This is a genomic window from Microbacterium alkaliflavum (assembly GCF_044325405.1).
In the GTDB taxonomy this organism is placed as follows: Bacteria; Actinomycetota; Actinomycetes; order Actinomycetales; family Microbacteriaceae; genus Microbacterium; species Microbacterium alkaliflavum.
Map to the genome: position 1 here is coordinate 337,681 of NZ_JBIQWL010000003.1, position 26,510 is coordinate 364,190.

Annotated in this window: 19 protein-coding genes; 13 read left to right on the forward strand and 6 right to left on the reverse strand. The window is 71.9% G+C overall.

The window, feature by feature from the left end:
- The first annotated feature begins 72 nt into the window (after positions 1-72).
- Complete coding sequence (locus tag ACH3VR_RS10585) at positions 73-2,637, forward strand: bifunctional lysylphosphatidylglycerol flippase/synthetase MprF (protein WP_396640752.1); 2,565 nt, start codon at positions 73-75, stop codon at positions 2,635-2,637.
- Entirely contained in the window at positions 2,634-3,962 is a 1,329-nt protein-coding gene (locus tag ACH3VR_RS10590; RefSeq protein ID WP_396640753.1) for an esterase, read from the forward strand. Before ACH3VR_RS10585 ends, ACH3VR_RS10590 begins: the two co-directional genes overlap by 4 nt.
- Here the strand turns inward: ACH3VR_RS10590 and ACH3VR_RS10595 are convergent.
- The gene (locus ACH3VR_RS10595) at positions 3,937-4,842 is read right to left on the reverse strand and encodes a diacylglycerol kinase (RefSeq protein ID WP_396640754.1); all 906 of its coding nucleotides are present in this window, start codon (positions 4,840-4,842) and stop codon (positions 3,937-3,939) included. The two genes, ACH3VR_RS10590 and ACH3VR_RS10595, sit on opposite strands and share 26 nt — an antisense overlap.
- Positions 4,839-6,461, reverse strand: coding sequence for an FAD-binding oxidoreductase (locus ACH3VR_RS10600; RefSeq protein ID WP_396640755.1), 1,623 nt, complete (start codon positions 6,459-6,461; stop codon positions 4,839-4,841). Before ACH3VR_RS10600 ends, ACH3VR_RS10595 begins: the two co-directional genes overlap by 4 nt.
- A gap of 35 nt (positions 6,462-6,496) precedes the next feature.
- Between ACH3VR_RS10600 and ACH3VR_RS10605 the strand changes: the two genes are divergently transcribed.
- From ACH3VR_RS10605 to ACH3VR_RS10615, 3 genes are all read left to right on the forward strand, one after another.
- Positions 6,497-7,102 (forward strand): TetR/AcrR family transcriptional regulator, encoded by a 606-nt coding sequence (locus tag ACH3VR_RS10605; RefSeq protein ID WP_396640756.1) that lies wholly within the window; start codon positions 6,497-6,499, stop codon positions 7,100-7,102.
- Positions 7,099-8,652 carry a glycerol-3-phosphate dehydrogenase/oxidase gene (locus ACH3VR_RS10610; RefSeq protein WP_396640757.1) on the forward strand — a complete coding sequence of 518 codons (1,554 nt, stop codon included), beginning with the start codon at positions 7,099-7,101 and terminating at the stop codon, positions 8,650-8,652. Before ACH3VR_RS10605 ends, ACH3VR_RS10610 begins: the two co-directional genes overlap by 4 nt.
- A 230-nt stretch (positions 8,653-8,882) precedes the next feature.
- Entirely contained in the window at positions 8,883-10,307 is a 1,425-nt protein-coding gene (locus ACH3VR_RS10615) for an APC family permease (protein WP_396640758.1), read from the forward strand.
- Here the strand turns inward: ACH3VR_RS10615 and ACH3VR_RS10620 are convergent.
- Positions 10,282-14,007 (reverse strand): multifunctional oxoglutarate decarboxylase/oxoglutarate dehydrogenase thiamine pyrophosphate-binding subunit/dihydrolipoyllysine-residue succinyltransferase subunit, encoded by a 3,726-nt coding sequence (locus tag ACH3VR_RS10620; protein ID WP_396640759.1) that lies wholly within the window; start codon positions 14,005-14,007, stop codon positions 10,282-10,284. The two genes, ACH3VR_RS10615 and ACH3VR_RS10620, sit on opposite strands and share 26 nt — an antisense overlap.
- Before the next feature lie 178 nt (positions 14,008-14,185).
- Here ACH3VR_RS10620 and guaB1 point away from each other — a divergent pair, with 178 nt between their 5' ends.
- A complete protein-coding gene (gene guaB1 / locus ACH3VR_RS10625; protein ID WP_397556504.1) occupies positions 14,186-15,649 on the forward strand; it encodes a GMP reductase in 1,464 nt (487 codons plus the stop codon).
- On the opposite strand, the gene ACH3VR_RS10630 is transcribed toward guaB1, so the two are convergent.
- Positions 15,639-16,724 carry a YihY/virulence factor BrkB family protein gene (locus ACH3VR_RS10630; RefSeq protein ID WP_396640760.1) on the reverse strand — a complete coding sequence of 362 codons (1,086 nt, stop codon included), beginning with the start codon at positions 16,722-16,724 and terminating at the stop codon, positions 15,639-15,641. The genes guaB1 and ACH3VR_RS10630 overlap by 11 nt on opposite strands.
- A 217-nt stretch (positions 16,725-16,941) precedes the next feature.
- On the opposite strand from ACH3VR_RS10630, the gene ACH3VR_RS10635 reads away from it, so the two are divergent.
- Together ACH3VR_RS10635 and ACH3VR_RS10640 are read left to right on the forward strand one after the other, a co-directional pair.
- Positions 16,942-18,267, forward strand: coding sequence for a hemolysin family protein (locus tag ACH3VR_RS10635; RefSeq protein WP_397556505.1), 1,326 nt, complete (start codon positions 16,942-16,944; stop codon positions 18,265-18,267).
- Positions 18,264-19,322 (forward strand): hemolysin family protein, encoded by a 1,059-nt coding sequence (locus tag ACH3VR_RS10640; protein WP_396640761.1) that lies wholly within the window; start codon positions 18,264-18,266, stop codon positions 19,320-19,322. Before ACH3VR_RS10635 ends, ACH3VR_RS10640 begins: the two co-directional genes overlap by 4 nt.
- A gap of 105 nt (positions 19,323-19,427) precedes the next feature.
- Here ACH3VR_RS10640 and ACH3VR_RS10645 read toward each other — a convergent pair whose 3' ends face one another.
- Positions 19,428-20,501 carry an NADH:flavin oxidoreductase/NADH oxidase gene (locus tag ACH3VR_RS10645; protein ID WP_396640762.1) on the reverse strand — a complete coding sequence of 358 codons (1,074 nt, stop codon included), beginning with the start codon at positions 20,499-20,501 and terminating at the stop codon, positions 19,428-19,430.
- A gap of 30 nt (positions 20,502-20,531) precedes the next feature.
- On the opposite strand from ACH3VR_RS10645, the gene ACH3VR_RS10650 reads away from it, so the two are divergent.
- The 5 genes from ACH3VR_RS10650 to ACH3VR_RS10670 all read left to right on the forward strand — a co-directional run bounded on the left by ACH3VR_RS10650 (position 20,532) and on the right by ACH3VR_RS10670 (position 25,308).
- Positions 20,532-21,359, forward strand: a complete 828-nt coding sequence (locus ACH3VR_RS10650) for an ADP-dependent NAD(P)H-hydrate dehydratase (RefSeq protein ID WP_396640763.1) — start codon at positions 20,532-20,534, stop codon at positions 21,357-21,359.
- Between the two features lie 74 nt (positions 21,360-21,433).
- Complete coding sequence (locus ACH3VR_RS10655) at positions 21,434-22,657, forward strand: glycosyltransferase 87 family protein (RefSeq protein ID WP_396640764.1); 1,224 nt, start codon at positions 21,434-21,436, stop codon at positions 22,655-22,657.
- Between the two features lie 17 nt (positions 22,658-22,674).
- Positions 22,675-23,001, forward strand: coding sequence for a thiamine-binding protein (locus ACH3VR_RS10660; protein ID WP_396640765.1), 327 nt, complete (start codon positions 22,675-22,677; stop codon positions 22,999-23,001).
- A 69-nt stretch (positions 23,002-23,070) separates the two neighbouring features.
- Positions 23,071-24,288: an MFS transporter gene (locus tag ACH3VR_RS10665; protein ID WP_396640766.1), complete on the forward strand. Its 1,218-nt coding sequence runs from the start codon at positions 23,071-23,073 to the stop codon at positions 24,286-24,288.
- 273 nt (positions 24,289-24,561) lie between these two features.
- The gene (locus ACH3VR_RS10670) at positions 24,562-25,308 is read left to right on the forward strand and encodes an NUDIX hydrolase (protein ID WP_396640767.1); all 747 of its coding nucleotides are present in this window, start codon (positions 24,562-24,564) and stop codon (positions 25,306-25,308) included.
- Here ACH3VR_RS10670 and metX read toward each other — a convergent pair.
- Positions 25,305-26,510, reverse strand: a complete 1,206-nt coding sequence (metX, locus tag ACH3VR_RS10675; RefSeq protein ID WP_396640768.1) for a homoserine O-acetyltransferase MetX — start codon at positions 26,508-26,510, stop codon at positions 25,305-25,307. The genes ACH3VR_RS10670 and metX overlap by 4 nt on opposite strands.

Genomic DNA, 26,510 nt, shown 5'->3' on the forward strand with positions numbered 1-26,510 from the left:
GCCTCGGCGAACTCTTAGCCGCATCTCAGCGGAGCGCTCCTAGCATCGCCTCGTTCGAGGAACGAGGGCGGGATGCGCGTTGCGACTGCGGGTGGTGAGAGCGGGCTCTCGCCGGAGCGGATCGGATCCGTCCGCGCGGGCAGGCCTGCGGCGTTCGTCGCGCAGCTCCGGCGCACCCCCGTCGCGTTCGCCTTCGCGTTCGTCGTCCTGAGCACGGCGCTCGCGACGGGCGCGGCCCGCGGCCTCGAAGTGCAGGGGGCGCTCGGCTGGGGCCGATCCACGCTGCAGACGCCGTCGGCGTGGTGGGCGGCGGCGACCTCCCTGACGGTGCCCGACTCCGCCGTCGATGCGATCCTCTCCATCGCCCTCGCCCTCACGGTGCTCCCCATCGCCGAGAGGCTCCTCGGATCCGCCCGCACCCTGGTGTCGATGGCCGTCGCGGGCGTCACCGCCCTCGTCGTCGGCGCCGCGGTGCAGAGCATCCTCACCGGGCTGCCGGAAGTGAGCGAGATCGCGACCCGGGAGACGGTGCTCGACCCCGCCATCGCGATCTCGGGCGCCGTGCTGGCGGCGTCGGCCCTCGCGTCGGCGCTGTGGCGGCGGCGGATCCGGGTCGTCGCCTTCGCCGTGCTGGGCATGTTCGCGCTCTATGCCGGCGATGTCGATTCGTGGTTCCGGCTCATCGGCGCGCTGTGCGGTCTCGGGATCGGGATGCTGTTCGCACGGCGAGCCCCCCACCGGCCGTGGCACCGCAGCTCCACGAGGGAGACGCGCTCGCTCATCGCCGCGATCGTCGCGGTGACGGCGGCCGGGCCCATCGCCGCGCTCATCTCAGGTGGCGGGCGGGGCCCGCTCTCGATGGCGGCGATGTCGTTCGCGCAGTTCGATCAGCACCTCGTCGATCGCTGCAACGCCGACTACACGCGCTTGTGCGATCACCAGGCCGCGCTGCTCGTGACGCGCGGAGCGGGTCCGGCGATCCTGGCCGTCGTGCCTCTCGTGCTGCTGCTGCTCACCGCGTGGGGGCTGCGGTCCGGCCGCCGCGCGGCGTGGATGCTGGGGGTCGTGGTCAACGCGGCGATCGCGGGGCTCGCGGTGCTCTCGATCGCCTTCGGCGGCGTCGTCTTCGTCGACCCCGACAACGGCGCCGCCTTCGAGTGGGGGCTGTGGGCCGTCTCGTCGATCGGCGTCCCCGCCGGGGTGCTTGCGCTCCTGATCATCACGCGTCGGCGATTCGCCGTGGCGGCGCCTCGGCGCGCGGTGCGGGCGATGCTCGGCATCGTCTCCGCCGCCTTCGTCGCGTGCGTTCTGGTGTTCTTCCTCGTCGAGTCGCTCTTCCCGAAGGCGTTCCGAGTGCGGCCCACGGCGATGGATCTCCTGGACGAGGCCGTGCGCCGGTTCGTCCCGCCCGCGTTCCTGCAGGGCGTAGGGGAGCTGCCGTATCCGCACATGGGCGCGGGGCTCGCCGTCTACCAGTGGATCGGCGTCGCGTTCTGGGCGGTCGTCATCGTGGCGATGCTGCACGTCTACCGCGCGACGCGCCACCCCGACGACGTGGAGCCGCACTCGGCGACCGTGTACCGCTCGCTGCTCCGCCGCGGCGCGGGCACCCTCTCGTTCCTGGGCACCTGGCCGGGGAACGCGCACTGGATCAGCGCCGACCTGGAGGCATCCGTCGCCTATCGGGTGGTCAACGGCGTCGCGCTGGCAGTCGCGGACCCGCTCTGCACGTCCGCGCGAGCGGCCAGAACCCTCCGCGAGTTCGCCGACTTCGCCTACGGACGCGGGTGGACGCCGGTGTTCTACAGCATCCACGAGGACTACCTGCCCGATCTGCACGCCATGGGGTGGCACACGGTGTCGGTCGGGGAGGAGACCGTCATGCGCCTCGGCGACCTCGAGCTGACCGGCAGCCAATGGCAGAAGGTGCGTCAGCCGCTCAATCGTGCGGAGCGCGAGGGGATGACGGCGCACTGGACCCGGTGGCAGGACCTTTCCGCCTCGATGGCGGCGCAGATCGTCGAGATCAGCGAGCAGTGGGTCGCCGACCGGGGCCTGCCCGAGATGGGCTTCACGATCGGCGGGGTGGACGAGCTCAACGACCCCGACGTCGTGCTGCTGCTGGCGGTGGACGCGCAGGGGCGCCTTCAGGCCGTGACGAGCTGGATGCCGTGGTGGGAGCGCGGGGCCGTCACCGGCTGGACCCTCGACTTCATGCGGCGGCGCGAGGACGCCCCCAACGGCGTCATGGAGTTCCTCATCGCCAAGGCCGCCCTTCTGATGAAGGCCCGCGGGGCGGCCGCGCTGAGCCTCTCGGGTGCTCCGCTGGCCGGACGCCCGCGGCCGGTGCCCGAGGGTCCGGCGGAGGTGCCCACGCTCGCGCGGTTCCTCGGCTGGCTCGCGACCGCGATGGAGCCCGTCTACGGATTCGCCTCGCTCTTCCGGTTCAAGAGCAAGTTCCACCCGGAGTACCGCACGCTCTACCTCGCCTACGCCGACCCCGTGACCCTGCCCGCGGTCGGATCGGCGGTCATGCGCGCGTATCTGCCCGACGCCTCGCCCCGCGAGTACCTCGCCGCCATGCGGAGCATCTTCGCCGGGGCGGCCGGCGCGCAAGCCGAGGGGAGGCGGCGATGAGCTGGCTCCTGGACGCGGAGCTGATCGACGGGGGGATGATCCCGGCTTTCGGCGTGCTCACGACGGCGCTCGTCGTGCTGGTCGCCGCGCGAGGTCGTCGTCGGCCGCGCCGGCTCGCGTCAGGAGCCGCGATCGGCATCGCGCTCGGCGTCGCACTCGTGCTGTTCTGCGACGTGTCGCGCATCTTCGATGTCGAGCTGCCCCCGTATTCGGCGGTCTGGGTCGCGGTCGGCCTCGGGCTGGCGGGTCTCGGCGTGGCCGCGCTCCTGCAGGCCTCCTGGGGGCGCGGCTCGGTGGCCGCACTGCTCGTGCTGACGTCGCTCGTGCTCGGCGCACTGGGAGTCAATCGCGAGTTCGGCATCACGCACACGCTGGCGTCGATCCTCGGCGTGCAGGCACTCGCACCCGTCGCGCTGCCCGCCCGGACTCCGACGCCCCCAGGACCGGGTCCGGTGTACAGCAGCTGGACACCGCCGCCCGGCATGCCCGCGAAGGGCGAAGTCGGCGCGCTCTCCGGCGACACCCGCATCCCGTCTCCGGGCTATGCGCCCCGGGATGCCGCGATCTACCTGCCGCCGGCCGCCCTCGTGGCCCACCCGCCGAAGCTTCCGCTCCTCGTCTTCATGATGGGCCAGCCGGGCTCGCCCGACCCGACGACGCTGGCGGCGGCGCTGGACGCGTTCGCCGCCGCGCACAGCGGACTCGCTCCCATCGCGATCGTCGCCGACCAGCTCACGGCTCCCCAGCTCGACCCCGCGTGTCACGACTCGACGACGTACGGCGCCGTCTCGAGCTACTTCAACGTCAGCATCCCGGCCTACGCGCGAGCCCATCTGAACGTCATCGCCGATCCCGCCTACTGGGCGATCGGCGGATACTCGAACGGCGGCTCGTGCGCTGTGCTGTGGGGGAGCCAGCACCCCGAGATCTGGGGGAACATCCTCGACGTCTCGGGCAACGAGTACCCCGGCTCCGGAAACGACGCGCAGACGATCGCGAAGGTCTTCGCGGGAGACGGGGCCGCCTTCGCCGCCGCCAAGCCGACGGCCGTCATGGCCGCGCACCCGGGAGAGTACGCCGGTCACACCGCCGTGTTCACCGCCGGCACCCTCGACACGACGTACGGCCCGGGGCAGCGGGCGAACGCCGCCGCGGCGGGAGCCGCCGGGTTCACGACGGTCTTCGACGCGGTGCCCGGCGCGACGCACGTGGGGGCCGCGCTCACGGACGGCCTCGCCCTGGGGGTTCCTGCGCTCGCGGCGCCGCTGGGCCTCGCACCCGCGCAGCGACCGCCCGCGGCTACGGCGTCGGAGCGAACACCGTGAGCGCCCGCGGGGCGACCTCGATCGTGAGGGGCAGGACGCCGATCGGGTCGCCGTCGGCGTAGGCCGTGACCCCCGGCGAGGCGAGGCGCACCGATGTCACGCGACGCGTCGTCACCTCGGGCGACGTGGTGTGCGTGCCCTTGTAGGCGCGCGGCATCAGCCGCAGCAGCCGGAGGCGCCCCGCCGGGCGGACGAGCGTCACGTCGAGGAGGCCGTCCGCGGGGTCGGCATCCGGGCAGATCCTGATGCCGTCGCCGTACGTGCTCGTGTTGCCGATCGTGGCCATCACGAGCTCGCCGTCGATGCGCTCGACGGATCCGTCGGCGAGGGTCAGGTCGACCTCGAACGGGATGCCGCGCAGCGTGAGGAACTCGACGAGGATCGCGAGCGTGTACTTCGAGGCGCCGCGCGGCCACCTCATCGCGTTCGCCCTGTCGTTGACCCGCGAATCGAACCCGCTCGCCAGCACCGAGGCGTAGTGCGTCGTCGACCCGTCGGTGTTCGTGACGCGGGCCAGATCGACCACGCGCGTGGTGCCCGCCGCGACGAGGTCGGCGACCTCTTCGCCCCCGTGCCCCTCGAGTCCCAGCGCTTCGGCGAAGCCGTTGCCGGTGCCTGCCGGGATGATCCCGAGGGGGACTTCCGTGCCGGCGAGCTCCTGCACCGCGAGGCGCACGGTGCCGTCGCCCCCCGCCACGACGAGCGCATCGGCGCCTTCCTCGACAGCGGCGCGGATGAGCGCGCTCGACTCGGCGGCGCTGCCTCCGCGTGCGATCGTCGTGTCCGCGCCGTTGGCGCGCAGCCGATCGGCGACGCGCGCGGCGTCGTCGGTGTGCGCGCCCGAGCGGGCAGCGGGGTTCACCAGGACGGTCACCCTCATGGGCGGTCCTCGCCGGTCGGGACGAGCACGCCGGGATTCATGATGCCGGTCGGGTCGAGGGCGTTCTTGACGGCGCGGAGCATCGCCATGCCGAGCCCGCCGACCTCCTCCTCGAGGTAGGGGAGGTGGTCTCGGCCCACGGCGTGATGATGGGTGATCGTGCCGCCGGCCGCCGCGATGGCGCGGGACGCGGCATCCTTCCCCCGCCGCCACTGCGTCACCGGATCGGTCGTCAGCGCCGCGACGACGGTGAAGTACAGCGAGGCGCCCGCCGGGTAGACGTGCGAGATGTGGCACATGACGATCGGCTTCGACCCCTCGCCCGCGAGCGTGTCGACCAGCGCGTCCGTGACGGCGCGCTTGAGCGCGGGCAGCTGCGCCCACGTCGTCGCCGTCTCGAGCGTCTCGGCGAGAACGCCGATGTCGAGGAGCGTGTCGCGCAGAGCGGGCGACGCGAAGCGTCCGCGCTCCCACGAGCGCGCCGGATCCTCCCCGCGCGCCTTGGCGGCGTGGCCCCGGAAGACCGCGTCGAGCGCGGCGAGGTTCGCGTCGGCCTCGTCCGCCGTCCCCTCGCACGTCGCGACCGCGAGGGCGCCGCGCAGGCGCGTGAGGTGGCCGCCCATCGCCCTGTTGACGCGCGTCTCCGATTCGTCGCTCAGTCGCAGCACGGTGGGCCGGATGCCGCGCTGCGTCGCTTCGCGGAGCGCGGCCGCGCCCGACGCGAAGTCGGGGAAGGTCCAGGCTCCGTACGCCGTCGCGGCGGCCACGGGGCGGACGCGCACGGTGACCTCGGTGAGCACGCCGAACGCACCCTCCGAGCCGAGGAACAGCTCGCGCAGATCGGGGCCCGCGGCGCTCGCCGGGGCGCGTCCCAGCCGCAGCTCCCCGGCGGGCGTCGCGACTCGCAGCGCATGCACGAGGTCGTCGAAGCGCCCGTACCCGCGCGACGCCTGGCCGCTCGAGCGGGTCGCGGCGAAGCCGCCGAGCGAGGCGTACCGGAAGCTCTGCGGGAAGTGGCCGAGCGTGTAGCCGCGGGCGCCGAGCAGCTCTTCGGCCTGGGGGCCGGTCGTGCCGGCGCCGAAGGTCGCCAGCAGCGACGTCTCGTCGAGGCTCTGAAGCGCGGCGGTGCGCGAGAGGTCGAGCGCGATGACGCTGCGGTGCGCGCCGGACTCGGGGTCGACGCCGCCCACGACGCTCGTGCCGCCGCCGAACGGCACGACGGCGATGCCGCGCCCGACGCACACGTCGAGGATGCCGGCGACCTGCTCGTGGTCGGCCGGGAAGGCCACCGCGTCGGGTGCGCGCTGGGGGTCGTCGAGCCGGCGTGCCAGCAGGTCGAGCGTGCTCTTGCCGCCGAGGTGCAGCATCCGCACGTCGTCGTCGCGCGTCGCGTGATCGGCGCCCACCACGCCGCGGAGCGCCGCGAGGTCGTCGTTGCCGAGCCGCGACGCCGTGAGCGTCGGGCGCGCCCGGCGGGGGACGGGATGCGCCTTGCCGGGCAGCAGCGCCGTGACGATCGCCCGGGCGCCCGGCGGCAGGTGCGCGGGCTCGTCGCCCCACGCGTCCCACTCCGAGCGGCCTGCGGGTTCCGGCACGGCGAGCGGCGTCGACGATGACATGCGCGACAGTATGACACATTCTGTATGGTTGTCACATGGCATCGACGCCGAAGACGGTGCGCGAGAGCGCGCCGCGCACGCCCGAGACGGAGGCCGCGATCCTCGACGCGGCGCTCGGCGAACTGCTCGCGCACGGCATCCGCCGCACCACGGTCTCCGACATCGCCCGCCGAGCCGACATCTCGCGCCAGACGCTCTACCGGTACTGGCCGGACGCGCAGGCCGTCTTCGCGGCGCTCGTCACCCGCGAGCTCGTCGCCGCGCTGCCTCGTACGGCCGCCGAGCCTTCTCGCCTCGACGAGCTCGTCGGGCTGCTCGTCCGCACGGCGGAGGCGATCAGGGGGATGCCGCTGCTCGTCCGGCTGCGCGACACCGATCCGGAGCTGTTCGGCCGCTACGTCCTGACGCGGCTGGGCGCGAGCCAGCGCGCGATCCACGCCGATGTCGCCGCGCGCATCGCACGGGGCCAGGCCGCCGGCTTCGTGCGCTCCGGGGATCCCGGCGAGCTCGCCGCGATGGTGCTGCTCATCGCGCAGTCGGCCGTGCAGTCCGCCCCGCTCGTCGCCGAGTGGCTGCCCGAGTCGAGCTGGGCACGCGAACTGCACGCCGCGCTCGCCGGATACCTCGGCGGCGCGTCATGACGCGGATCGTGGGCCGCACGCCCTACCCCTCGGCCCTCAACGCCGCACGCCGCCGCACCGAGCTGTCGCGACTCGGCGACGCCCCCGAGGTCGACGTGCTCGTGATCGGCGGCGGCATCACGGGCGCCGGGCTCGCCCTGGATGCCGCGAGCCGGGGCTTCCGGACGGTGCTCGTCGAGCGGCACGACCTCGCGCACGGCACGAGCCGCTGGAGCTCGAAGCTCGTGCACGGGGGCCTGCGGTACCTCGCCTCGGGTCAGATCGCCATCGCGCACGAGAGCGCCGCCGAACGTCACCTGCTCCTCACCCGCCTCGCCCCCCACCTCACCCGCCCGCTCGCGCAGGTGCTGCCGCTGTACGCGCCGGGCCATGTGAGCCAGGGCGCGCTCATCGGCGCCGGCTACGGCATGGGCGACGTGCTGCGGCGCGCCGTCGGCACTCCCGACGCGGTGCTGCGCTCGCCCGGCGCGATCGGCGTCGCCGAGACGCTGCGGCTCGCCCCCGCCGTGCGCACCGAAGCCCTCCGCGGCGCGCTGCGCGGATGGGACGGGCAGCTCATCGACGACGCGCGGCTCGTCGTCGCGGTCGCGCGGACCGCCGCCGGGTACGGCGCATCCCTGCTCACCCGCGTCGAGGCGCTCGCCGCGACCGGCTACGGAGCCCTCCTGCGCGACACGCTCACCGGCGAGGTGCTCGACGTGCGGGCGCGCGCCGTTGTCAACGCCACCGGAGTGTGGGCGGGCACGCTCGACCCCGGCGTGCGCCTCCGGCCCAGCCGCGGCACGCACCTCGTCGTCGAGACGGCCCGGCTCGGCGGATCGGATGTGTCGCTCACGGTGCCCGTGCCGGGCTCGCGCAGCCGATTCGTCTTCACCCTGCCGGCGCAGCACGGGCGCACCTACATCGGCCTCACCGACGTGCCCGCCGACGGACCCATCCCCGACGTGCCGCACGCGACCGAAGACGAGATCGGGATGCTCCTGGACGTCGTGGGCGCGGCGCTCGACGTGCCGCTCACGAGGTCCGACGTCGTCGGCACGTTCGCGGGGCTGCGACCGCTGCTCACCTCGGTGCGCGAGGGCGACGAGACGAGCGACCTCTCGCGCCGGCACGCGATCCTCGAGTCGGCCGACGGCGTGCTGAGCGTCGTGGGCGGCAAGCTCACGACGTACCGCCGCATGGCGCAGGACGGCATCGACGAGGCGGTGCGAAGACGTGTGCTGCCCGTGGCGCGGCCTTCGTCGACGCGGAGCATCCCGCTCGTCGGCGCGTGGCCGCGGGCGCGCCTCGGCGAGATCGCGGCGCCCTCGCGGCTCGTCCGCCGCTTCGGCGCCGAGGCTCCGTTCGCGGCGGCCCTTCCCTCGGGCCCCGAGGCGGCGCGCGGCGTGACGGCGCAGGAGCTGCAGTGGGGCGTCGCCGTCGAGGGTGCTCTCACGGTCGACGATCTGCTCGATCGCCGCACGCGACTCGGCCTGGTCGAATCCGACCGCGACGAGTCGATGGATGCCGCGACCGCCGCCTTCACGCGGGCCGGCGTCGACGCGCTCTGACCCCCGGCGCGACGGCGTGGCGCCGAGGCGGTCCGGGTTCCGCACGTTCCGGGGCCTGCGACCCTGCGATTCCCGGACGTTGTCGCACCGGTGGTCCGTGCGGTCCGGGTTCCACAGGTTCCGGCGGCCGTGAACGTGCGATCGCCGGACCGCGCACTCTGGCAGGAATCCGTCGGTCGCCGTCTGCCCGCCAGGTCGGCGTTGTCGGCGGCCCGCGCAAGACTGTGACGGTGGCATCCACGCTCGCTCCCTCGCACGGCCGTCTCGGCGTCGTGCAGGGGACGGCCCTGTACATCGCGTCCGTCCTCGGCACGGGCCTGCTCGTGCTGCCGGGTCTCGCCGCCGACGTCGCCGGCCCCGCGAGCATCGTGTCGGTGCTCGCAGTGCTGCTCCTTTCGGTTCCGCTCGCGGGCACCTTCGCCGTGCTCGCGTCGCGCTACCCCGACCCGGGCGGCGTCGCGAGCTACGTGCGGCGGGCCCTCGGCGACACCGCGGCACGGGCGGCCGGCTACTGGTTCATGTTCGGGGTGTGCGCGGGAGCGCCGGTCGTCGGGGTCCTCGGAGGAGAGTACGTTTCGGCCATCGCGGGCATCGACCGCTCCATGGTGCCGGTCATCGCGGCCGCGATCTTCGTGCCGCCGTTCGTCGCGAACGCCTTCGGCGTGCGCGTCGCGGGCTGGGTGCAGTTCGTGCTGACCGCGCTCCTCCTCGCCGTCGTCGTGACCGTCGTCGCCCTCGCGGCGCCCGCCGCCCTGCCGCAGAACTTCCAGCCGTTCCTGCCGCACGGGTGGGCCGGCGTCGGCACGGCCATCAGCCTCTTCGTGTGGGCGTTCGCCGGCTGGGAGGTCGGCACGCACATCTCGGGTGAGTTCCGAGACCCCCGCCGCGCCATCCCCATCGCGACCGGCATCGCGCTCGTCGTGACGGGCGCGTGCTACCTCGTCCTGCAGATCATCACGGTCGGCGCGCTCGGCGGCGCGGCGGGTGAGGGCCAGGTGCCGCTGCTCGAGCTCGCCCGCCTCGGCTCGCCCGGATTCGGCACGATCGCGGTCGGCGTCATCGCCGCGATCGTCGCGCTCGGGGTCATGAACGCCTACCTCGCGGCCTTCGCCAAGCTCGGGGCATCCCTGGCCTCCAACGGCGACCTGCCGCGCTGGTTCTCGAAGGGCCTCGAGTCCGGTGCCGTGCCGCGTCGGGCGCTCGCCCTGACGGCAGGCGTCGTCGCGATCTACTTCGCCCTCATGGTGTGGTCGGGGCTCGAGCTGACGCCGTTCATCCTCGTGCACACCAGCAGCATGGTGTCGATCTACGCGCTCGGCATGGTGGCCGCCGTGCGGCTGCTCGAGCGGTGGTCGATCGGCTGGTGGCTCGCGGTCGTCGCGGCTGTGCTGTGCGGCGGGATGCTGATCCTCGCCCTGGGCTCGCTGCTTCCGGCCGCGCTCCTCGCCGCCGCCGCCGTCGTCGTGACGGTGGTGCGTCGCGTCCGCGCGAGCCGTGCGCAGGAATCCGGGGGCCCAGCGTCCGCGGAGCCCGTGCCGGTGCCCCTGGCGGCGGAGCCGGCGGGCCCCGCGCCCGAACAGAAAGGGGCGCGACCGGAGAACCGGCCGCGCCCCGAGGCATCCGACAGCGTCAGAGCGTCAGCGCCTTCTGCATGATCTGAGCGTGCTCGATCGCGTGCACCTTCGGCGATCCGGTCGCCGGCGACGCGGCGGCCGCACGCGAGACGCGGCGGATCGTGCGGCCATGCAGGTGCTTGACGACCTCGAGCGCGATGAACGGCCAGGCGCCCTGGTTCTCGGGCTCGTCCTGCACCCACACCAGCTCGGCGTTCGGGTAGCTGTCGATGACGGCGTTGAGCTCGTCGACGGGAGCCGGGTAGAACTGCTCGAGGCGCACGAGGGCGATCTCGGGGTTGGGGTTCTTGTCGAGCTCGGCGCGCAGATCCCAGTGGATCTTGCCGGCGTGCAGCAGCACGCGCTTGACGCTCGACTTCTCGACATTGCGATCGTCGTCGAGCACAGGCTGGAACGTCGTTCCGCCCACGAAGTCCTCGACGGGGCTCGTCGCACCGCGCAGGCGCAGCATCGCCTTCGGCGTGAACACGATGAGCGGACGACGCGGACGTGCGTAGGCCTGGCGACGCAGCAGGTGGAAGTACGACGCCGGCGTCGAGGGCCGCGCGACCGTCATGTTGTCCTGCGCGCACATCTGCAGGTACCGCTCGATGCGGGCAGACGAGTGGTCGGGTCCCTGGCCCTCGTAGCCGTGGGGGAGCAGCAGCACGACGCTCGACTGCTGGCCCCACTTCTGGTCGGCCGCCGAGATGTACTCGTCGATGACCGACTGCGCGCCGTTGGCGAAGTCGCCGAACTGCGCCTCCCACAGCACGAGCGAGTCGGGCCGCTCGACCGAGTACCCGTACTCGAAGCCCATCGCGGCGTACTCGCTGAGCAGCGAGTCGTAGACCCAGAAGCGACCCTGGCTGTCGGACAGGTTGGTGAGCGGGATCCACTCCTGGCCGTTGGCGCGGTCGTGGAGCACGGCGTGACGCTGCACGAACGTGCCGCGGCGCGCGTCCTGACCCGCGAGGCGCACGTTTGTGCCCTCGGTCAGCAGCGAGCCGAACGCGAGCAGCTCGCCGAAGGCCCAGTCGATGCCGCCGTTGCGGCTCATGTCGAGGCGCTTGTCGAGCAGCTGCTGCAGCTTGGGGTGCACCGTGAAGCCGTCGGGCTTGTTGACGAACGCGTCGCCGATGAGGTGGACGATCTCGTCCGACACGCCGGTCGTGTCGGGCGCTCCGAGGACCTCGGCGGCTGCGGGAGCGGTGCTCGCCACGACCGCGTTGGTGCCGGTCTGCGCCGCGTGGGTCTCGGCGAAGGCGATCTCGAGCCCGTTCTGGAAGTCGAGCTTCGCCTTCTCGTACTCCTCCTCGGTGATGTCGCCGCGGCCGACGAGAGCCTCCGTGTAGAGGCGGCGCACCGAGCGCTTGGCCTCGATGAGGTTCGTCATGAGGGGCTGCGTCATCGACGGGTCGTCGCCCTCGTTGTGTCCGCGGCGGCGGTAGCAGACGAGGTCGATCACGACGTCGCGGTGGAACTCCTCGCGGTACGCGAACGCGACCTGCGCGACGCGGACGACGGCCTCGGGGTCGTCGCCGTTCACGTGGAAGATCGGCGCCTGGATCGTCTTGGCGACGTCGGTCGAGTAGATCGAGGTGCGGCCGTCCGCGGGGACGGTCGTGAAGCCGACCTGGTTGTTCACGACGACGTGGATCGTGCCGCCCGTGCGGTAGCCGCGCAGCTGCGACATCTGCAGCGTCTCGACGACGACGCCCTGGCCCGCGAAGGCCGCGTCGCCGTGCACGAGGATCGGCAGCCAGGAGAACGTGCCGACGGGCTTGCGGTCCTGCTTGGCGCGCGCGATGCCCTCGAGCACGCCGTCGACGGTCTCGAGGTGCGAGGGGTTGGCCGCGAGGAGGACGGGGAGCTCTTCGCCGCGGTCGGCCACGAAGGTGCCCTCCGTGCCGAGGTGGTACTTGACGTCGCCGGAGCCGCTCTTGCTGCCCACGGCGACGGCGCCCTCGAACTCGCGGAAGACCTGGCCGTACGTCTTGCCGGCGATGTTGGTCAGCACGTTGAGGCGGCCGCGGTGGGCCATGCCGATCGCGGCGCCGTCGAGGCCGACCTGCGCCGCGCCCTGCAGGATCTCGTCGAGCAGGGGGATGAGCGACTCGCCGCCCTCCAGGCTGAAGCGCTTCTGCCCGACGTACTTCGTCTGCAGGAACGTCTCGAACGCCTCGGCCTGGTTGAGCTTGCCCAGGACCCGCAGCTGCTCGTCGTGGCCTGGCTTCTGGTACTTGATCTCGACGTGCTCCTGGAACCAGGCGCGCTGCCCCGGGTCCTGGATGTGCATGTACTCGATGCCGATCGTGCGGCAGTACGAGTCGCGCAGGACGCCCAGGATGTCGCGGAGCTTCATGAGGCGCTTGCCGCCGAAGCCGCCCGTCACGAACTCGCGGTCGAGGTCCCAGAACGTGAGGCCGTGGTTCTCGATCTCGAGGTCGGGGTGCGTGCGCTGCACGTACTCGAGCGGGTCGATGTCGGCCATCATGTGTCCGCGCACGCGGAACGAGTTGATGAGCTCCTGCACGCGCGCGGTCTTGTCGACGCGCTCGGCGATGTCGACGTTGATGTCGCTCGCCCAGTGGATGGGCGCGTAGGGGATGCGCAGCGCGGCGAAGATGTCCTCGTAGAAGCTGCGCTGCCCGATGAGCAGCTCGTGCACCTTCTTGAGGAACTCGCCCGAACCGGCGCCCTGGATGACGCGGTGGTCGTAGGTGCTCGTGAGGGTGATCGTCTTGCCGATGCCGAGCTCGACGAGCGTCTTGTCGCTCGAGCCCTGGAACTCGGCGGGGTACTCGAGGGCGCCCGCGCCCACGATGCATCCCTGGCCCTTCATGAGGCGCGGCACGGAGTGCACCGTGCCGATGCCGCCGGGGTTGGTCAGCGAGATCGTCGTGCCCTGGAAGTCGGCCGCAGTGAGCTTGCCGCCGCGGGCACGCGTGATGAGGTCTTCGTACGACGCGAGGTACTCGCCGAACGTGAGCGTCTCGGCGCGCTTGATGCTCGGCACGAGCAGCGACCGCGTGCCGTCGGGCTTGGGCAGGTCGATCGCGATGCCGAGGTTGACGTGCGCCGGCGCGACGACCGAGGGTTTGTCGTCGATCTCGGCGTAGAACACGTTCTGGCTCGGGAACTCCTGGAGCGCCCGGATGATGGCCCAGCCGATGAGGTGCGTGAAGCTGACCTTGCCGCCGCGCGTGCGGGCCATGTGGTTGTTGATGACGATGCGGTTGTCGATCATGAGCTTCGCCGGCACGGTGCGAACGCTCGTGGCGGTGGGCACGGTGAGCGACTGGTCCATGTTGGCCGCGAGCGTCTTCGTCATGCCGCGGAGGACCGTGATCTGGTCTTCCTCGGAGGATGCCTCGCCCGTCGACGGCACGACGCTCGGCGCCTGCGCGGGGATCGGCTGGCTCTTCGCAGGCTTCGCCGTCGTGCGGGCGACCGGCTGGGCGCCGATGACCGGGATGGGCGCCGTCACGGGCCGGGGCTCGGACACGGCGGGCGCCTGCGGCGACGGCGGGGCCGCCTCGCTGCGGGGCTCCGTCGGAGCCGCGGGGACCGCGGGTGCCGACTCGTCGACCGGGTGGTAGCTCTCGAGGATCGGCCACCACGCCTTGTCGACGGAGTTCCTGTCGATCTTGAATTGCTCGTAAAGCTCGTCGACGAGCCATTCGTTCGCTCCGAACTCGCCTTCGTTCGAAACCCCGACGCCCGTCACCTGGCTAGACACGCTGGATCGCCTGCTTTCATCGGTGAAGATTGCTGAACGTGCGGGGCAGCTCGCCGCCCACACGCACGACTGTTAAGCCTAACCCAGTCTGCTGTCCCTTCCCCGGGGTCAGAAGGCCTGGGGGCGCAGGAATCGACATCATTATTCGCACAGCGAAGAATCACTACCCTTTATGAGCGTGGAGTTCTATGGTGAGCGGCCAGACGTCGATCTGACCTATTCGGATGTCTTCCTCGTGCCGCGCAGATCGGCGGTGACGAGTCGGCTCGACGTCGACCTCGCCCCCGGCGACGGCACCCCCGCGACGATCCCGCTGGTGTCGGCGAACATGAACTCGGTCACGGGGGCCCGCCTCGCGGCCACCCTCGCGCGCCGGGGCGGTCTCGGCGTGCTGCCGCAGGACATGCCCCTGCAGGAGCTGGATGCCGCGATCCGCTGGGTCAAGGCGCAGCCCGCCGTGTGGGACACCCCGCTCGTCCTGCCGCCCGAGGCGACCGTCGCCGACGCCGCGCGACTGCTGCCGGCGACGGAGGGCCACGGCATCGTCGTCGCCTCCGCCCCCTCGCACGCCGAGGGCCTGAGGATCGAGGAGATCCTCGGCGTCGTGCCCGCGACCCGCCTCGGCACGGCTCTGCCCGACGCGCGCCTCGGCGACCTCGCCCGCGCGCGCGTCGCGTCGATCGACGCCGACGACGTCGAGACGCCCCGGCACGCCTTCGACCTCATCGTGGGCGCGGACGCTGAGACCGTCTGCGTGCTCCATCACGGCTTCCTCGTCGGCACGCTGTCGCGTCGCAGCGCGCTGCGCTCGAACATCTACCGTCCCGCCGTCGACGCGGACGGGCGGCTCATCGTGGCCGCCGCCGTCGGCATCAACGGCGACGTCGCGTCGAAGGCGCAGGCGCTCGCCGCGGCGGGCGTCGACGTGCTCGTCGTCGACACGGCGCACGGTCACCAGGAGGGCATGCTCGCGGCGCTGCGCATCGTGTCGGAGCTCGGTCTCGGCATCCCGATCGCCGCAGGCAACATCGTCTCCGCCGAAGGCGTGCACGACCTCGTGACGGCGGGCGCCGACATCCTCAAGGTCGGCGTCGGTCCCGGGGCGATGTGCACGACCCGCATGATGACGGCCGTGGGCCGCCCCCAGTTCTCGGCCGTGCTCGAGACCGCCGAAGCCGCGCGCATCATGGGTGCGCACGTGTGGGCGGACGGAGGCGTGCGCTACCCGCGCGACGTCGCGCTCGCGCTCGCGGCGGGCGCGGCATCGGTCATGATCGGCTCGTGGTTCGCGGGCACGATCGAAGCGCCGGGAGAGCTTCAGGTCGACGGGTCCGGGCGTGCCTACAAGGAGTCGTGGGGCATGGCCTCGACGAAGGCCGTGCACGAGCGCTTCGGACGCCTCGACCCGTACGAGCTCGCGCGCAAGGAGCTCTTCGCGGAGGGCATCTCCTCGTCGAGGATCTACCTCGACCCGCTGCGCCCAGGGCTGGAGGACCTGCTCGACATGATCACGTCGGGCGTGCGCTCGTCGTTCACGTATGCGGGTGCCGCGACGGTCGCCGAGTTCCACGAGCGTGCGCGTGTGGGTCTGCAGTCGGCGGCCGGCTACGAGGAGGGCAAGGCGCTCCCGGTCAGCTGGTAGTGTCGCGCGGCCCATCGTCATCGCCTTCCGAGTGGGCCTCGCGGATCTCCCGCCCCTCCTCGACCTCTTTCCGCTCGGTCTTCTCGGCCTTCTTCACGTTGCGGTCGTCCCGCAGCGGCAGCTGGATGTTCTCCTCCGCGGCGATGCCGCCCTGCAGCTGGCGGCCGCGCTCGAGCTCTGCGTCGAATTCCGCCCCGAACAGCAGGGCGAGGTTCGCGATGTAGAGCCAGAGAAGGAAGATCACGACGCCCGCGAGTGAGCCGTAGGTGCGGTCGTAATGCGAGAAGTTCGTGACGTAGATGCCGAATGCCACGGTCGCGAGCGTCAGGATGAGGATCGCGAGCAGCGCGCCCATGCTGATCCATCGGAACTTCGGCTGCTTCGCGTTCGGGGTCGCGTAATAGAGGATCGCGACCATCAGCACGACGATGAACGCGAGGACCGGCCATTTCACGATCTCCCACGCCGTGGTCGCCGCATCCCCGACTCCGAGCACATCGCCCACAGACTGAGCGACGGGTCCGGAGACGACGAGGATGATCATCGCGACCGTGACCATCGCGATCCCGATGATCGTCACGAGCAGCTGCGCCGGCTTGAGCTTCCAGAACGGACGGCCCTCGTCGATCTCGTAGATCCGGTTCATGGCGCGGCTGAACGCCCCGACGTACCCCGAGGCGGCCCAGATGGCCAGGACGACGCCCGTGATGAGCGCGAACCCCGCGGCATTCGAGGTCGCCATGTCGTGGATCGGACCGCTGAGCGCGTCCGCCGCGTCTGGCGCGACGCTCTGGACGACGCCCGTGATCTGCCGCGCGGCGTCCTTGCCCTGCCCCAGCACGCCGAGGATCGAGAAGATCGCGATGAGCGCGGGGAAGAACGAGAGCACGGCGTAATACGTGAGCGCAGCCGCGATGTCGGTGCACTGGTCGTCCGAGAACTCCCGGAGGGTCTTGCCGAAGACGTACTTCCACGAACGCTTCTCGATCTCTCCCAGCCGGTCGGGCTTCGAGCGCGCTTCGGCATCGGGCGCTTCTCCTTCGCGCGTGTTCTGCCGCTGGTCCGTCGTGCTCATCGCTCCTCCTGGTCGCCGCACGTGCTCGGATGGCGAGGAACTCCAGTCTGCGAGAGCGCCTCGCCCGCAACACGGGGCTTGACAGGCGGATGCCCCGTCCCGCACCGAAGCGCCGCGGAACGGCCTGCCGTAGACTGAGGCGCACGATGGACGACCCTCCTAGTCACAGACGATCGCCCCACCGACCCGCACCCACCACGATGGGGGGTGATGCGTGATGGAGTACGTCATGCTGGGCGTGGGGCTTCTGCTCACTATCGGCACCGGACTCTTCGTCGCGAGCGAGTTCGCCCTCGTCAACCTCGACCGAGCCGACCTCGAAGCGCGACGCGAGCGCGGTGAATCCCGCCTGTCGCTCACCATCAGCGCCCTCAAGATCACCTCGACGCACCTGTCGAGCGCGCAGCTGGGCATCACCCTCACGACGCTGCTCACGGGTTACACGATGGAGCCGGCGATCTCGAGCCTGCTCGCCCCCGTCTTCACTGCGTGGGGGCTGCCCGCGGGCGTCGTCGGGCCTGTGTCGGTCTTCATCGGCATCACGGTCGCGACGGTCCTGTCGATGATCCTCGGCGAGCTCGTGCCGAAGAACTTCGCCCTCGCGCTCCCCCGCCAGACGGCGAAGCTCGTGCTGCCGTTCCAGGTGGGCTTCACGACGGTCTTCCGGCCGGCCATCGTCGTGCTCAACGGCAGCGCGAACGGAGTGCTCCGGGCGATCGGCATCGAGCCCAAGGAGGAGCTGTCCGGGGCCCGCACCGCCGAGGAGCTCTCGAGCCTCGTGCGCCGCTCCGCGAGCGCCGGCGTGCTCGAGGAGGACACGGCGACGCTGCTCGATCGCAGCCTCACGTTCGCACGCCTCACGGCCGCCGACGTCATGACCCCCCGCCCGAGCCTGCACGCGCTCGCGGCGGGCGACTCGGCGGAGGATGCGATCCAGCTCGCACGCCGCACGGGCCACAGCCGCTTCCCCGTCTACGACGACTCGCTCGACGACATCGTCGGCATCGTGCACCTCAAGGCCGCCGTCGGCGTCCCGCGAGAGCGCCGATCGGACGTGCCTGTCGCGGCGCTCGCGAGCGAGCCGCTGCGCGTGCCCGAAGCCGTGCACCTCGACGCCCTCGTGTCGGAGCTGCGCGCCCGCGGCTACCAGATGGCGATCGTCGTCGACGAGTACGGCGGGACGGCCGGCGTCGTGACGCTGGAAGACCTCGTCGAGGAGATCGTCGGGGAAGTGCTCGACGAGCACGACCGGCGCCGCGCGGGCATCGTGCGGATCGACGGAGGCGTCGTCTTCCCGGGCGAGCTGCGGCCCGACGAGCTGCTCGACCGCACCGGCATCCGCGTGCCCGAAGGCGAGGTCTACGACACCGTCGGCGGCTATCTCATGAGCGAGCTCGAGCGCATCCCGGCCGTCGGCGACGCCGTCGAGATCGAGGACGGCACCCTCGCGGTGCAGCGCATGGACGGCCGCCGCGTCGACCGCGTGCGCTTCACCCCCACGCCCATGCCCGAAGGGGCCGATGAGGACGGGGGCGACCGATGAGCGACTGGGCCGGCCTTGCCTGGCTGTTCGTGCTGCTCGTCGCGAACGCCTTCTTCGTGGGCGCGGAGTTCGCCGTCATCTCGGCGCGCCGATCGCAGATCGAGCCGCTCGCCGAGAAGGGGTCGCGGTCGGCCAAGACGGCCCTGTTCGCGATGGAGCACGCGACCCTCATGCTCGCGACGTCGCAGTTGGGGATCACGATCTGCTCGCTGCTGATCCTGAACGTCTCCGAGCCGGCGATCCACCATCTGCTCGCCGCGCCGCTGGGTCTCACCGGCCTCAGCGAAGCCGCCGTCGATGTCATCGCGTTCATCGTCGCGCTCGTGCTCGTGTCGTACCTGCACGTCGTGTTCGGCGAGATGGTGCCGAAGAACATGGCGTTCTCGCTGCCCGACCGCGCCGTGCTGATGCTCGCGACCCCGCTCGTGTGGGTGTCGAAGATCTTCCACCCGGTCATCGTGTCGCTCAACTGGATCTCCAACAGCGTGCTGCGGCTGTTCCGCGTCGAGCCGAAGGCCGAGGCGAGCTCGACCTTCACGCTCGACGAGGTCGCGACGATCGTCAACCAGTCGCGCATCGAGGGCGTGCTCGACGACGCGACAGGAACCGTCGCGGCGGCGGTGGAGTTCACAGACAAGAAGGCCAAGGACATCGCGGTGCCCCTCGCCGACCTCGTGACGCTCCCGGAGCTGACGACCGCCGACGAGATCGAGCGCGCCGTCGCGAAGCATGGATTCTCGCGGTACGTGATCGTCGGCGACGACGGCGCACCGCGCGGATATGTGCACCTCAAGGACGTCCTCCGGGCGGCGGAGGGACCGGATGCCGAGACCGACGTCGTTCGGCCGCTTCCGGCCAAGCGCATCCACCACATGGTGCCGGTGCTCGAGACGACGGACCTGGAAGACGCCCTCGCGCTCATGCGCCGGGCAGGCCGTCACCTCGCGCAGGTGCGCGACACCACGGGCCGGACGACGGCCGTGCTCTTCCTCGAGGACATCATCGAAGAGCTGATCGGCGAGATCCAGGACGCGACGCGGCGCGGCCGGCGCTGAGCCGGCGACCGCGTCCCCGAACCCCGGACGATTCCACCGGATTCGGACCGACATGCCGTGAGGCATCCGAATCCGGTGGAATGGCCCGATTCTGGGGAGGCGAGCTCAGCGACGCGGGCGCGCCCGCACGTACTGCTTCGGCCAGTAGTCGATGTCGGCGCCGAGCTCACCGGCGGCGCGCAGCGCGAAGTGCGGATCGCGGAGCCATTCCCGCGCGGCCATGATCGCATCGGCCTCGCCGCGCTGGAGGACCGCCTCGGCCTGGCGCGCGTCGTCGATGAGACCGACCGCGCTCACGGGCACCCCGGCGGTCTTGCGCACGTGGTCGGCCAGGTGCACCTGGTACCCGGGGCCGGGCACGATGCGCTGGTGCGCGACGTTGCCGCCGCTGGAGATGTCGAAGAAGTCGACGCCGCGCTCGGCGACCCACCCCGCGACGACGGCGGTCTCGTCGACGGTCCAGCCGCCCTCGGCCCAGTCGGTCGCGGAGAAGCGCACGAACAGCGGCACGTCGGGAGCGGCCGCGCGCACGGCATCCACGACCCGCAGGAGGAGCCGCGCGCGGTTCTCGAGCGAGCCGCCGTACTCGTCGGTGCGGAGGTTCGACAGCGGCGAGAGGAACTGGTGCAGCAGGTAGCCGTGCGCGGCGTGGATCTCGAGCAGCTCGAAGCCGGCGTCGAGGGCGCGGTGCGTGGCGGCCTCGAAGTCCGCGACGACCCGGTCCATTCCGGCTTCGTCGAGCTGGGCGGGCTCCGCATACCCCTCGAAGGCGATGGCGGAGGGCGCCACCGTCGGCCACCCGCCCTGCTCCACGGGCACCGAGCCGTGGTGGTCCGAGAACGGCGACCACGTCGAGGCCTTGCGTCCCGCGTGGGCGAGCTGCAGCGCCGCAACGGCGCCGCGCGCCTTGATGGCCGCCGCGATCGGTGCCCAGGCGTCGCGCTGCTCGTCGGTCCAGATGCCGGTGTCCTCCGGGGAGATGCGACCCTCGGGCGAGACGGCGGTCGCCTCGGCGACGACGATGCCCGCACCGCCGGAGGCGAATTGCGCGAGGTGAGTGTGGTGCCACTCCTGCGGGACGCCCTCGACGGCGCTGTACTGGCACATCGGCGCCACCCAGAGCCGGTTGCGAACGTCGAGTCCGCGGATCGTGACGGGCGAGAAGAGGAGGGAGGTCATTGGGCGCTCCTGCGCGGATAGGGTGTGGCCATGGTCGGATCGTGGACGGCCTCGGACGTCGCCGGGGCCCTTCGGAGGCCAACGGCCGCCGACGACAAGTATTCCCGGGGCGTGCTCGGCATCAGGACGGGCTCGGCCGAGTACCCCGGTGCGGCGGTGCTCGGCGTCGAGGCCGCGTGGCGCACGGGCCTCGGGATGGTCCGCTACGTCGGATCCGCACGCGACCTCGTGCTGCAGCGGCGCCCCGAGACCGTCACCCAGGACGGCCGTGTGCAGGCGTGGCTGATCGGATCGGGAACCGATGCTTCCTCACGACGAGGCGACGAGACGCATGCCCTGCGCGGCATTCTCGCCGGCGACGCACCCGTCGTCGTCGATGCGGGCGCCCTCGACCTCGTCGTCGCCGCGACGGCGCCGGTCGTCGTGACGCCGCACGCACGCGAGCACGCGAAGCTCCGCTCGGCGCTGGGGCTCTCGGAGGACGTCGACGACCGGGCGGTCGCCGCCCGCGAGACGGCGGCCGCGCTCGGCGGAGCCGTGCTGCTCAAGGGCTCCGAGACGATCGTCGCGACGCCGTCGGGCTGGACCGCCGTCGTCGACGCCGGCACGCCGTGGCTCGCGACCGCCGGCACGGGCGACGTGCTGGGTGGAGTGATCGGCGCCCTCGTGGCCGGCGCAGCCGCCGGGGGAGACGTGGATGCCGAGTCCCTCGGCCCGCTCGCGGCATCCGGCGCGTGGCTGCACGGCCGCGCCGCGACCCTCGCCGCCCGGTTCGACTCCGTCGGCGGTCCCATCACGGCGCTCGACGTCGCCGATGCGCTGCCCCGCGCCGTCGCGGAGGTGCTGGCCCGCGCCTGACGCGCCCGGGTGAGGCATCCCTCGCCGCCCGGGCCGGTCAGGGAACGCTGGGGTGCCCACCGTAGGATGGACGGGTGTCGAGGCGGGCCGTGCTGTGGATCGCGTTCGTCGTCGTGCATGTGTCCGTCGCGGTGCTCGGATTCCTCCTTCCGAACGAGCCGATGGGCGATGTCTACCGGGTCTACGAGCCGTGGTCCCTGGAGGCGATCGAGGGCCGCGGAATCGTCGGGATCACCGAGTCGTGGGTGTATCCGCAGCTCGCCCTCGTGCCCATGGTGCTCGCGCACGCGTTCGCCTGGATCGCGGGATACGAGGTCGGCTGGGCCATCCTCGTCACCCTCAGTGACGCCCTCGCGTTCGCGATGCTCGTCGGCCGCGGACGATCGACGGGACGCTGGGTCGGCGCCTGGTTCTGGCTCGCCTTCATCGCCGTGCTCGGTCCGGTCGGGATGTACCGGCTCGACGGCATCACGGTGCCCCTCGCGCTCGCCGGGTCGCTGTGGCTCGTCGGCCGCCCGTGGCTCGGGTCTGCCCTGCTCGCGGTCGCGACGTGGATCAAGGTCTGGCCCGCGGCACTCATCGCCGCCGCCCTCATCGCCGTGCGGCGACGCCTCGCCGTGCTCGGGGGCGCGATCGCCGTCTCGGCCGCCGTCATCGCGGTCGTCCTCGCGGCGGGCGGCGGTGCCAATCTCTTCGGCTTCGTGGGCGATCAGACCGACCGCGGTCTGCAGCTCGAGGCGCCCATCAGCTCGTTCTACCTGTGGCAGGCCGTCGCGAGTATGCCCGGCTCGTTCATCTACTACGACCAGGATCTGCTGACCTTCCAGGTCACGGGCCCCGGGGTCGACGCGCTCATCGCCGTCATGACGCCCCTCCTCGTGCTCGCGGTCGGCACCGTTGCCGCGATCGGCGCCTACAAGGCGTGGCGCGGAGCGAGCTTCGCGGCGCTCTTCCCCGCCCTCTCGCTCGGCCTCGTGCTCGCCTTCATCGTCTTCAACAAGGTCGGCTCGCCGCAGTACATGACCTGGATCGCCGCGCCGCTCGTGGTCGGCCTCGTCATCGACCGGCACCGGTGGTGGAAGCCTGCGACGCTGGGCCTGGTCATCGCCGGCTTCACGCTCGGGGTGTACCCCCTCGCGTACTACTCGCTCCTGCTCGCGTGGCCGTTCCCCGCATCGCTGCTCACGATCCGCAACGCGCTGCTCGTGGTGCTGTTCGTGTGGATGGTCGCTCGCCTCACGCGTGTGCAGATCCATCCGCACGTGCACGCCGCGCGTCGCGCCAAAGCCCTCGCCTGACCCCTCGGGAGGAACCCATGCTCGTCGCCTTCTCCGTCGCTCCGAGCGGCACCGGCCGCGCCGACGGCTCGGTGCACGACGCCGTCGCGGCGGCCGTGCGCATCGTCCGCGAGAGCGGGCTGTCGTCGCGCACGACGTCGATGTTCACCGAGATCGAGGGGGAGTGGGACGAGGTCTTCGACGTCGTCAAGCGTGCGACCGAGGCCGTGCTGCCCTTCGGCTCGCGCGTCTCGCTCGTGCTGAAGGCAGACATCCGGCCGGGCTTCACCGGCGAGCTCGACGCGAAGATCGACCGCCTCGAGGAGGCGCTCGCCGACGAGGGATCCTCGCTCGAAGAGGCGTGACGACCCGGCGCCGCGGCACCCGCTCGAATCGATTCGACAGGATGCCTCGTCCGCCGGTAGCATGACCGCATGACCTCCTCGACTCTCTCGAGGGGGGCGGCGACGTGGGCGCTCCTCTCCCTCGCCGTCGGCAGCTTCGGCATCGGCATGACCGAGTTCGTCGTCATGGGCCTGCTGCCGAACATCGCGCAGGACCTGCTCCCCGTGCAGTGGGCGGCGAATCAGGAAGACGCCATCGCCCAGGCCGGCTGGCTCATCTCGCTCTACGCCCTCGGCGTCGTCGTGGGTGCCCCCACGATCGCGGGCGCCGTCGCGAAGTACCCGCGCCACCGCGTCATGATCGGGCTCGCGCTGGCCCTCACGGTCTTCAATGCGCTCACCTTCATCCTTCCGAGCTTCGGCCTGGTCGCGGCATCCCGGTTCCTCGCGGGCCTCCCGCACGGCGCCTACTTCGGCATCGGCGCGCTCGTCGCCGCCGACGTGCTGGGCCCTGGCAAACGGGCCAAGGGCGTCGCGTTCGTGCTCACGGGACTGACGATCGCCAACGTCGTCGGCGTGCCGCTCGGCACCTACCTGGGGCAGCAGGTCGGCTGGCGGGCCGCCTTCATCGTCGTCGCGGCGATCTTCGCGCTCGCGACCGTGTGCATCGCGTTCTTCGTGCCCGAGCACGAGGGTGACAAGGCCCGCACGTTCCGCGCCGAGCTCCGGGTCTTCAAGATCGGCCAGGTCTGGCTGACGCTCGCCGTCGGCGCGATCGGATTCGGCGGGTTCTTCGCCGTCTACAGCTATGTCGCGCCCATGGTCACCGAGGTCGCGGGGTCGCCCGCATGGACCGTGCCGATCGTGCTCGTCATCATGGGTCTGGGTATGACCGCCGGCAATCTCGTCGGCGGGGTCGTCGCCGACCGCGACCTCAAGCGCACGCTGCTGGGCGGGTTCATCGCGCTCGCGATCGTGCAGACGGCGCTCGCCCTGTCGGCGCAGGGGATCTGGGCGCTCGCGGTCTTCGTCTTCGCGACGGGATTCATCTCGTCGTGCCTGAGCCCCGCCATCCAGACCCGCCTCATGGACGTCGCGGAAGACAACCAGTCCATCGCCGCCGCGCTCAACCACTCCGCCCTCAACATGGGCAACAGCCTCGGCGCCTTCCTCGGCGGCGCGGTCATCGCGGTCGGCTGGGGCTTCGTCGCGCCCGCCTGGGTCGGCGTCGCGCTCGCCGGAGCCGGCTTCCTGCTCGCCGTCGTCAGCTTCTCGCTCGCGCGGCGGCCGGTCGTCGCCGTCGCCTGAGCCCGCCCGTCGTCTGACGCCGGCGCCGTCGCCTGTGCCCCGGCATCCACCCCTTGACCTGTATGCGGAGGGATGCCACGGCCCGGCGTCGCGCGCGCCGGTGCGGTCCGGGTTCAGCAGGTTCGGGATGCCGCGACGCTGAGGTTTGCTGGACCTCAGGCGCGCAGCGCGGTCGGTGGTTTCGCGTGCGGTCCGGGTTCAGCAGATTCGGGATGCCGCAAGCCTGCGCTTTCCGGACCGCAGCCCCGGCGGCCGCCGACGTAGGCTGAGCGGGTGTCAGAGCCGACGTCCGCAGAACGGGCGCTGCGCGCCCTCGCCGAGGCCGCGGACGCCGCGCGCCCGCGCACTCCGGAGGACGGCGCCGATCCCGACGTCCCCGTCGCCGCGACAGTCGTCGTGCTGCGCGACGGCCCTGCCGGGCCCGAGGTGCTCATGCTCGAGCGTCCCGATCGCGGCTCGTTCGCCGGCGCGTGGGTCTTTCCGGGCGGCAAGCTCGAAGACGGCGATCGCGTCGGGGCCGAAGAGGAAGAGGATGCCGCGCGCCGCGCGGGCGTGCGCGAGACGTTCGAGGAGTCGGGGCTGACGATCGACCCCGATGCGCTCCGGACGATCTCGGTCTGGGATCCGCCGCCGGGCCTGCCGCTGCGCATCCGCACGTGGTTCTTCGCCGTGCGCGCGGGGTCCGGTGAGATCGTGCTCTCGCCGGACGAGGCCGTGAACGCCGAATGGGTCGCCCCGTCGGCGATCCTCGAGCGGCACGGACGCGGCGAGGTCACGCTGTACCCGCCGACCTGGGTCACGCTGCACACGCTCGCCGGTCAGCCCGATGTCGAGGCGCTCGTCGGTGCTCTGCGCCTCGCCGGGCTCCGCCGCTTCGAGACGGTCGCACGCAAGGGCGAGACGGGCACGATGCTGCTGTGGCAGGAGGACGCGGAGTATCTCGGCGACGCCGCGGGCGGAGCATCCCGCCACCGGCTCGAGGTCGGAAGCCTGCCCTGGATCTACACTCGCACCGATTAGGCCGCGAGCAGCCGCCGCAGGTGCATGCCGACGGCGTGGGTCTCGATGAGGAACCCGTCGTGGCCGAAGTCGCTGGTGAGCACGACGGCGCGATCGCCGTCGAGAGTGTTCGGGATGCCGCGGGCGATGCGATGCTGCCCGTCGATGGGGAACAGCCGGTCGCTGTCGATGCCGAGCACGAGGGCCGTCGCCGTGACGCCCGCGAGGGCGTCCTCGACGCCGCCGCGGTCGCGGCCGACATCGTGAGAGTTCATCGCCTCGACGAGCGTGATGTAGGTGTTGGCGTCGAAGCGGCGCGTGAATCGGTTGCCGTGGAAATCGAGGTACGAGGCGACGGCGAACCGGCCGCCGTGGCCGAGTGGTGAGACTCCCGACTGCCAGGAGCGCTGGAAGCGCTGGTTGAGCTCGGTGGGGCTGCGGTAGTTGAGCAGTGCCATGCGCCGCGCGAGGGCGAGGCCGCGGTGCGGGCCGTCCCCCGCGTCGGCGTCGTAGTAGTCGCCGCCGTGGAAGCGCGGGTCGATGGAGATCGCCTCGAGCTGCACGGAGTTCAGGGCGATCTGGTCGGCCGTGTTGACGGGCGGGGCGGACAGGATGCCGACGCGCGCGACGCGTTCGGGGAGCGAGACGGCCCACTCCAGGGCGTGCATGCCGCCCATCGAGCCGCCGAGCACCGCCGCCCAGCGGTCGATGCCGAGCGCGTCGGCGAGGCGCACCTGCGCCGTGACCTGGTCGCGGATCGTCAGGTACGGGAACCGCGACGCCCACTCGTAGCCGTCGGGCGAGATGCTCGCGGGCCCCGTCGAGCCCTGGCATCCGCCGAGCATGTTCGGTGCGATGACGAACCACTCGTCGGTGTCGATGGGCGCACCCGGCCCGACGATGTCGCCCCACCAGCCGGCGGTGGGATGCCCCGGCCCGGCAGGTCCCCGCACGTGGCTGTCGCCGGTGAGGGCGTGGAGGACGAGCACGGCGTTGTCGCGCGCAGCGTTGAGCTCGCCCCACGTCTCGTAGGCGAGACGGTACCCGGGAAGTTCGCGGCCGCCCTCGGTGCGGAAGGCGCCGAACGCGGCGAAGTGCCGGTAGCCGGCGGGATCGCCGTCGCGCCACGCGCCGGTGGCGGGTGGACGGCCGAGCAGGAGCCGCGCATCGGCCTCCGTCACAGGCGCCGAGGGCACCGTGTCTTCGGAGGTCTGCCAGTCCAA